This window comes from Pilosibacter fragilis, assembly GCF_032490495.1.
GTDB classification, from domain to species: Bacteria; Bacillota; Clostridia; order Lachnospirales; family Lachnospiraceae; genus Pilosibacter; species Pilosibacter fragilis.
Map to the genome: position 1 here is coordinate 1 of NZ_JAVYJB010000038.1, position 7348 is coordinate 7348.

General features: G+C 42.6%; 6 protein-coding genes and 3 pseudogenes. 1 reads left to right on the plus strand and 8 read right to left on the minus strand.

From position 1 onward, the window contains the following. The 7 genes and pseudogenes from ABCW45_RS17345 to ABCW45_RS17375 all read right to left on the minus strand — a co-directional run. On the minus strand, nucleotides 1–555 hold a 555-nt coding region (locus ABCW45_RS17345), incomplete at its 3' end, for an antirestriction protein ArdA (RefSeq protein WP_343221263.1). An 89-nt stretch (nucleotides 556–644) separates the two neighbouring features. Continuing rightward, nucleotides 645–1604 (minus strand): toll/interleukin-1 receptor domain-containing protein, encoded by a 960-nt coding sequence (locus tag ABCW45_RS17350; protein WP_180958842.1) that lies wholly within the window; start codon nucleotides 1602–1604, stop codon nucleotides 645–647. A gap of 128 nt (nucleotides 1605–1732) precedes the next feature. Continuing rightward, a pseudogene (locus ABCW45_RS17355) lies at nucleotides 1733–1970 on the minus strand (hypothetical protein). A gap of 51 nt (nucleotides 1971–2021) precedes the next feature. Then, a pseudogene (mobT, locus tag ABCW45_RS17360) lies at nucleotides 2022–3202 on the minus strand (MobT family relaxase). Between the two features lie 194 nt (nucleotides 3203–3396). Continuing rightward, nucleotides 3397–4793: pseudogene (locus tag ABCW45_RS17365) on the minus strand (FtsK/SpoIIIE domain-containing protein). Between the two features lie 38 nt (nucleotides 4794–4831). Continuing rightward, the gene (locus ABCW45_RS17370) at nucleotides 4832–5149 is read right to left on the minus strand and encodes a YdcP family protein (protein ID WP_215705228.1); all 318 of its coding nucleotides are present in this window, start codon (nucleotides 5147–5149) and stop codon (nucleotides 4832–4834) included. 21 nt (nucleotides 5150–5170) lie between these two features. Further along, nucleotides 5171–5485 (minus strand): YdcP family protein, encoded by a 315-nt coding sequence (locus ABCW45_RS17375; RefSeq protein ID WP_002578441.1) that lies wholly within the window; start codon nucleotides 5483–5485, stop codon nucleotides 5171–5173. A 1092-nt stretch (nucleotides 5486–6577) separates the two neighbouring features. Here ABCW45_RS17375 and ABCW45_RS17380 point away from each other — a divergent pair. Beyond that, nucleotides 6578–7210 (plus strand): hypothetical protein, encoded by a 633-nt coding sequence (locus ABCW45_RS17380; RefSeq protein WP_343221264.1) that lies wholly within the window; start codon nucleotides 6578–6580, stop codon nucleotides 7208–7210. Here the strand turns inward: ABCW45_RS17380 and ABCW45_RS17385 are convergent. Further along, on the minus strand, nucleotides 7155–7348 hold a 194-nt coding region (locus tag ABCW45_RS17385; RefSeq protein ID WP_343221265.1), incomplete at its 5' end, for a transposase domain-containing protein. The genes ABCW45_RS17380 and ABCW45_RS17385 overlap by 56 nt on opposite strands.

Below are 7348 nucleotides of genomic sequence, written 5' to 3' on the forward strand. Positions count from 1 at the left end.
AATGATAAAACGTACCATGTATGGTCGTTGTGGTAAGGAGCTATTGGCCGCAAAGCTTATATTGTCAAATGGATAAAACGGGTGATTGCGGAAGAACCTCGCCGCAACGGAATATTCATCCCGACCAATGGCAGCGTAGTCGATATGGTTCAACAGGTCTGGATGTACTTCTCCAAATATCTGTACTTCCTGCACCAAATAACGGGCGAGGGATTCTCCGTCCTGCACCGGATAGCAGCGTATTTGGTCTTTGTGGTCGATAAATTCCGTAAAGCTGGGAAACCACCGCTTTTGTACCACATCCATTTCATAATAGAGGGGCGTTCCCTGCATTTCCTGTATCATCCGGCAAAGGGCGTTGATTTCCCAGAGCCTTGTGTTGCCCTCCAATGGAAACGGCAGCTCATAGTCTTCAATTTCGATTTCTTCCTCACTCTGACCCCCAAGACGTTCCCTGATTTCTTCAAAATCCACAGGACAGGAAAACCATGCCCCAGGATATTCCTCAAAATCTTCATGATAAAACCGTGTGGTGTTCAGGATGTAGATTCTCATTTCCTCAATCAGTATCACGTCCTTTCTTTTACTTTTCAAATAAAAAAGCAGCTAATCATTAAAAATGTAGTTAGCTGCTTGATTTTTATTTAGTTGTTTTCAAACTGAATAAAGTTTTTGTAAGAGTCCTCATCAATTTGGGATAAATCATTATGCTTCTCAGCAATTATAGACCTATATTTTTCATATAAATTTTTACATTTCATACGCCAGCGTTTATTTCTTGACATATCAGCATTATGCAATAAAACCATTAATATTTCTTCATAATTAAATATTTCAATAAATTGATTAAGTACAGGATGGTTTGGGAAACTTTGAAGTCTTATTAAGGTTTTTTCTAATACGTTTATTAATTCTTCAAAAATCATTTGATTCTCAGTGTACATTTCTCTATTTCTGCTATACGTACTCATCTGAATATGCTCCATATAGTCAGGAGGAAGGAGTTGCTGTGGGTTAGATAATATAGCACTTTGCTTCCTTAGTAATTGTAAAATTTCTTCAAGGGGATTGTTTTCTTCTGATTCAGTAATGTGTCCTTTTTTATTTTGTGAATCTCCTTTTTGTGAAAATTTGTTGATTAAATCCATAGCCTCAGCTTCTAGTGAATCCCACATTGCATTAAAGGTATTTTCAAGCACTTTGCTATCTAGTGGAGTATCTAACGCTTTATTAATAGATTCAATAAGTTGAAAAAAGTCTGCTTTTTCAAATCTGGTAGCCTGATAACGTGACAATGGTCCTTTTATATCAGATGGCTTAATGTTTACCATTAGAGCTGTGACTTTTGAATCTAGAGATTTTGCGATTGCACCAGCTTCAAAGTTAATCCACGGTGCAGAAGTATTGTCTGATGTAAGACAAATAATGCCATATTTGCATTCTGATAATTCAGAAGAAATAGTTTTATCCCAATTATCGCCTTTTTCAATATCCTCAGGTGAAAAAAAGACGTCTACAGATTGAATAATACATGGAATCCATTTTTTTAAAACTTCTGCAATTTGACAGCTTAATTCTCCTGACCAGCTAACAAATACTTTCATAATAAACACTTCCCCTTTACAAAACATTTTTTGATAAATTTAGACAAATTATATTAACGAGATTATAACATAAAAATGTTTTGCCGTATAGAGAAGATGTTATAGAGAGAAATGTTTATCGTAGTAAATTATGCACCGATAATCTTATTGAACAGTTCCAATAAGATGTCCTTTACACCGTTCGCATTGAAGACCAGACCGACCGCTACAAGGGACAACTGAACCACTATACACCACCAGAAAACCGATAAGTTTGGAAAATTCCCTCTTAAATCCGAGGTACAGTCCAATCACCACGATTGCCAACAGCACAAGGGACTGGGCGTTGGATAAAAACCAGTTGTAAAGATTCTGTCCGAAATTCATAAAAGCTCCTTTCTTTCCTGTAAGAGTTCTTAGGTTCTAAAATTGCTGCCGTTAAAGCACCACCTCCTTTGCAGCGGCAGCTTGCTGCTTCAGGATTTTTTCATGCTTCTCCGTCAGCCTTGCATGGGTGATGATGTCATGGACAATCTGGGTGTGGTTCATCTTATCCAGACGGAGAGCCAGTTTTAACGTGGGGGCTACCTGATGGGAGAGCCAGTGCAGGGTGCGTTCAAAGGAATACGGTTCCGGTTTGGTTGTCAGTTTCAGGCTTCCCCTGTGTTCCCCCATAAACCACGCCCATTCCTCATTGATACGCCAGTCAGAACGGGGCTTTGTATCGTCCCTGTCCACAAACCGGACATAGCGGTTGATGATTTGAAAGGCTGTCCGTTCTGGATTGTCATGCTCTAACAGGTCACGGATGGCGTAAAAGGCACGCTCATTTTTCAGCCGGATTTCAAAGCGGTTCTTTACCTCTGCGTCTGCAATGGGAATATCATGCTTTTTGTACTGCTCATAGTCCTTTTCGTAAATGCAGAAGTATACTTCACTTTGGAGGGAGCCGATATACAGGGTGTTCCCCATACATTCTTTTTCCCTACGCCGTACCAGTTCACCGCTGCGGTAGCTCTTGAAGCTGCGGAAGACCGAGATACATTCCTCATTCCGGCACTTCTCTGTCAGATGGGGAATGTTCAGGATTCCCGTTTTATCATTGATGGCAAGGTCAAGCCGCTTCATCACGCCGTCCTCCATGAGAACATCCATAAAAAATCATACCAGCTCCGTTCCTGTGCCAGAAGATAGCTTTCAAACTGGCGGCAACCACGCCCTTTCAGTTCCAGCAGCACCCCTTTTTCCAGTTCCGGCGATACCAGAACGAAAATATCACCCAGATAGTAATGCTCCGTGTACGAGTAGAAGCCGTAGTCTTCATGGATAAAGTAGGGCAGCTTTAGCCGCAGCACATCTTCCACGATATGCTTCACATCCGTAGTGGGGAAGCGAATCCGCACATAGTCAAAGAGCATTTCAAGGGGAGCGTCTGGATTGAAGCGTTCCAGAGCTTCCGTGATGGCTTCCTGTAATGCTTCGGGTGGATGAGCCTTGCCCGTTTCAATATCGCTCAGGTACGGACGAGTGATTCCGGCAGCTAAGGCAAGTTTCTGTTGTGAGATACCGTAACTTTCCCGTTTCTCTTTAATGTCCCGTACCCATGTTTCTTCATTCAGTGAAAATCCCTCCTGTCTAAAAATGCGTATGTCAACTTTCAGAGTTTTGTTGACATACGCCGGATATGGGGAAAATCCCTTGTGTACCGTGGGATTCTGCCCTGTTGTTTGGTTGTTGCCTGTCGATTTGTACCCCTCTGTTAGATACGAGGGGTTCCTGCTGGCGTGCCTTGCGGCACACCAGCCACAGCAGGTCAGTCCGTTTCTGCGGCTTTCGCTTCGCACGCCGCCTGCACTTCCTGCCTGCTGTCTATCAGTTTTTTTATTTCTTTGAGGAAATCGTGTCCTTTTGGCACAAGGGGCGTGTAAAATTCCGAGATAACGCTGGTTCCCACATCCACATAGCCACGCCCCTTTATCTGCTTTAGGAAGAAGTCCTTTGTGGTTTCCCCGAACATCATCCCATAGCCCATTTCCGACATCCGCCCCAGAGCCACACGGAAATTGAACTGGTCACGGATTCCGTCCCCCAGATACTTTGCGTCTGGACGCTGGCAGGCGAGAATCAGGAAGAAGCCAGCCTGCCGCCCAAGCATAACGATTTGTTTTAACTTGTTGAGGACGGCGGCGTTTTCTTTTGTGCCGAGCATTTCCATAAATGCCACATATTCATCAAAGATAAGGAAATGTGCCGGAAGTCCCAAGTAAGCGTAATTTTCCCCTGTCCGGTAATTCTCCATGAGCTTCATGTCTTCGCTGCGTTTCATCATTTCTTCATAGAAACGGTCAATGCAGGCGAGCATATCTTCCTTTTTGTAGTACACATCCGGCATAACCGCCTGTAAATCCGCAAGGTCAGCGTTCTTTGGGTCTAACACGAACAGGACGGCGTTAGTGCGGAGCAGGGCTTCCATGAGGGTCAGGATGAAGTAGGTCTTTCCGCCGTCGGTTCCTCCGGCAATGAGCATATGGGGGAGTTTATCATACTCCCACCAGACATTTTTCATGAGCCGGAGCCTGCCGTCCTTTGCCTGTACATCCTCAATGGAGATACGGTTGGCAATGGTATCATAGAGCAGAGTGTACTCCACATAGGAATCCTTTAATTCCTTATCCGTCAGTTCACAGTACAAGCCGCTTTCCAGCTTTCTCTCCAAGTTTAAGAGCTGTTCCTGATATTTCCCCAAGGTGATTTCTACACGGATATGGAGCAAGCCCTGTTTCATCCGGTAGTAGATTTTGGGAAAGTAAGTGATGGTTTCTTTGGAACGGCTGGAAGACAAGTCCTTGAAAAAAGCGTCTTCCTTTTTCTGTTCCGATTCATACCACTTGTTTTCCAACACCATCCTTGCCAGCTTTTGGCGGTGGATGAGCTGCTTTACTTCATCCCTCCGGTATCGCCAGAACAGAAGAACGGCTGCAAGACACACCAACCCTGCTACGCCCATACTGAATAACAGGTAAGGGATGTTTACATCCTGTATTATCTGGGAGAGGGACACTTCCTGCCAGTTGGCTCCGGCAATCTGCCCTGTATGAAACAGCAGGACAACCAGCAGGAAGACAGGGAACAGGGCGGCAAGGGCAGTATGGGACACAAGGTCTTTATCCGTGGGCGGATTCGTTTTCCACGGGGAAAAAGCTGCTTCATGGGAACAATCCTCCTTTCGCTTTTCTCTTATTTAGTTGTTATTTTGTAGGGGGAGCGTCTTTCTTCGGTGTCTGGGGATTCATGGCAGCCCCTTTTTTCAGGACAATATCCTCTGCCTTGATGTACCAGTCCACCTCTGCGTTGTAATCGAGCTCCTTTAACGGCACGCTGGCAGGGATGGAAACCTGAATCATACGCCCCTGTCCTCTGGATTTTAAGTCATAGGTACGCTCCTTGATTTCTTCTGATACCGAGCCGTCTTCATTCTGGAGGTGAACCTCACGGCGGAGGGCAGAAAATTTCAATGCCCCGAATGTTGCTTCCTTGTCAATCACGATTCCGTTTGCTAATCTCATAGTCTGATGTCCTCCTTTTCCTTACGCTTTTACCATATCGTCAGCGTGCAAAATGTAGTTGGTAAAGCCCCTTGTGCCGATTTTATAGCCCTCTGCGGTGATACGGGGATTGACGAGCTTTACACGTTCCTCAAAGTCAAAATGCTTCTCTCCGGCTTCGGCAGGGAGGATAACCACAATATCATCCGCCCTCTGCACGTCTGAATAAAGATTGAAGCTGCGGGAGAGTACCGCCATGCGTCCGTTGATTCTTCTCTGTTCTGTTTTGTCTTCTCCGGCAAACTCCAAGTTGCCGAATGTCTTTTCCATGTTGGGGATAACAAATTTTAATTCCATATAGATGTACCTGTCCTTTCTGAATGTTGTGTTTGATAGTTGGTTTTGGGTTCTGGTCTGGAAGCGGAGGGGAACGCTCCGGCGGTGGTGATTTCTTCGTGGTATCACATCCTTTCTGGGACTATTGAAGAAATTACAGGGTTGTGATATTATCTAGGTGTTAAAAATTAAATAGTCATGGTTAGGATTGTTAGCTTGCGTTTTTTCATGTAGCTCTGTCATGTACTCCCAACAACTTAAAAGTAGATTTCAGTGGAGATTTATAATATCAGGAGGTACGCTTATGACAATAATAACAACTGTAAAAAGCATTATGGTGGGCGACGGAATTTCTGGGAATTTTTGCTAAAGTGTGCAGGGGCAATGGAAAAAATTACGGCTGGCATGACATGAAGAATCCGGGAGGGTCAAATCTCCAATTCCCATCGGGGCTGTTTTCAGCCCCATTTAATTTTGAAACAAAAAATAGACGCTCATTGTTGAACGTCTATCTTTGGATGATATTGAGGTTTGCCGGTCTATTTTATAAAATCTGAATGTACTTCGATTGCATTTTTAATTTTTTTTCATATAGATTTTAGTGGTTGATAGTTCCTGAAAATGCCTTAAAATCAATGATTTTCACTTGTATGGCATACTGTCTGTCTGGAGTTTGAGTAAGGTAAATGTTCTCGTCCCACTAAGACCCATCCAAGTGTCCAGGTGAAAAAGAACATAAAAAACATGAAGCAGAGTCAGATGAATTTCAAAGAAATTCGTCTGGTCCTGCTTCTTTTTTTGCAGCTGCATCCACTCCATGCATCCCATTCCCAAGCCCTCCCAAGCTCCTTCTTCAATCTCGAAAACAACCGGGAAAGTAAGAAAAAGACTTGGTTTATACTTAGATGGGAAGATGGGGAGGGAGGAAAGCAGAAGAGGCTTGGAATTTTCTCGTCCCGGAAGGTCGATTTTCGGGTAGATAAGAGGTTGATTTGAACATTGACAAAAAATTAAAAGATTGATATCATATACATATACAATATAGAGAAAATAATTTAAATGTCAATTTATAAAAGTATAAAGAAAATATAAACAGATTATAAAGGATGACACATGAACAAGGCAGAAAAATCACAAATAATAGTCCTTATTGCTTGCTTTGCTTGTGTTTCTTTGTCTGCAGCTTTAATATGGAATTATTATAAAAAGCCAGCTGATGAGGACGAAGCATTGATAGTTACAATAAAATATCCAGAATATGAAAATGCTGTTATAACACCGGTTTCTACAATGGAATGTGCTATAGATAATGAGTTTTTACATGAACTTCAACAAATATCAAGTAGTTCCGATGGAAATACGGATGAACATAGCTATAATTATCAATATGATACAGTACCTGATAGAATTTATATAAAGGCACCGGATATTTATGTATTTGAACAGGGCAAATCAAAATCATCAATGACACCATGTAGCGTTGGAAGTATAGCTTATTATGATGATGCACCTTGGTTTTCCATTACCGCAGTTACTATAGACAAATTATATACAGGAGTTTTTGATATAACTATTTTTATTAAAGCTTTTAAGGATATTGTTCCAGTAATGACAACACTAAAAATAGGAGATGTTGTTTTAGATGAAGGTAAAGGTCAAATCCTTCGCCCCACGCCAAATACAGCGCCGCTCATTTGCGGCGCTTGCTATAGCACTCAGCCGGAAGATCTTTTGACCATGGCATAAGACTTTCTAACTCTTTTTTATCGACACTTCCGTCGATACGGATGATCTCAAGCAGTTCGGTTAATAGATGCTTTACGTAGTAGTAAACATTCAGACCATTTGCCCGGGCTGTTTCGGTAATGCTGTAGATCATTGCAC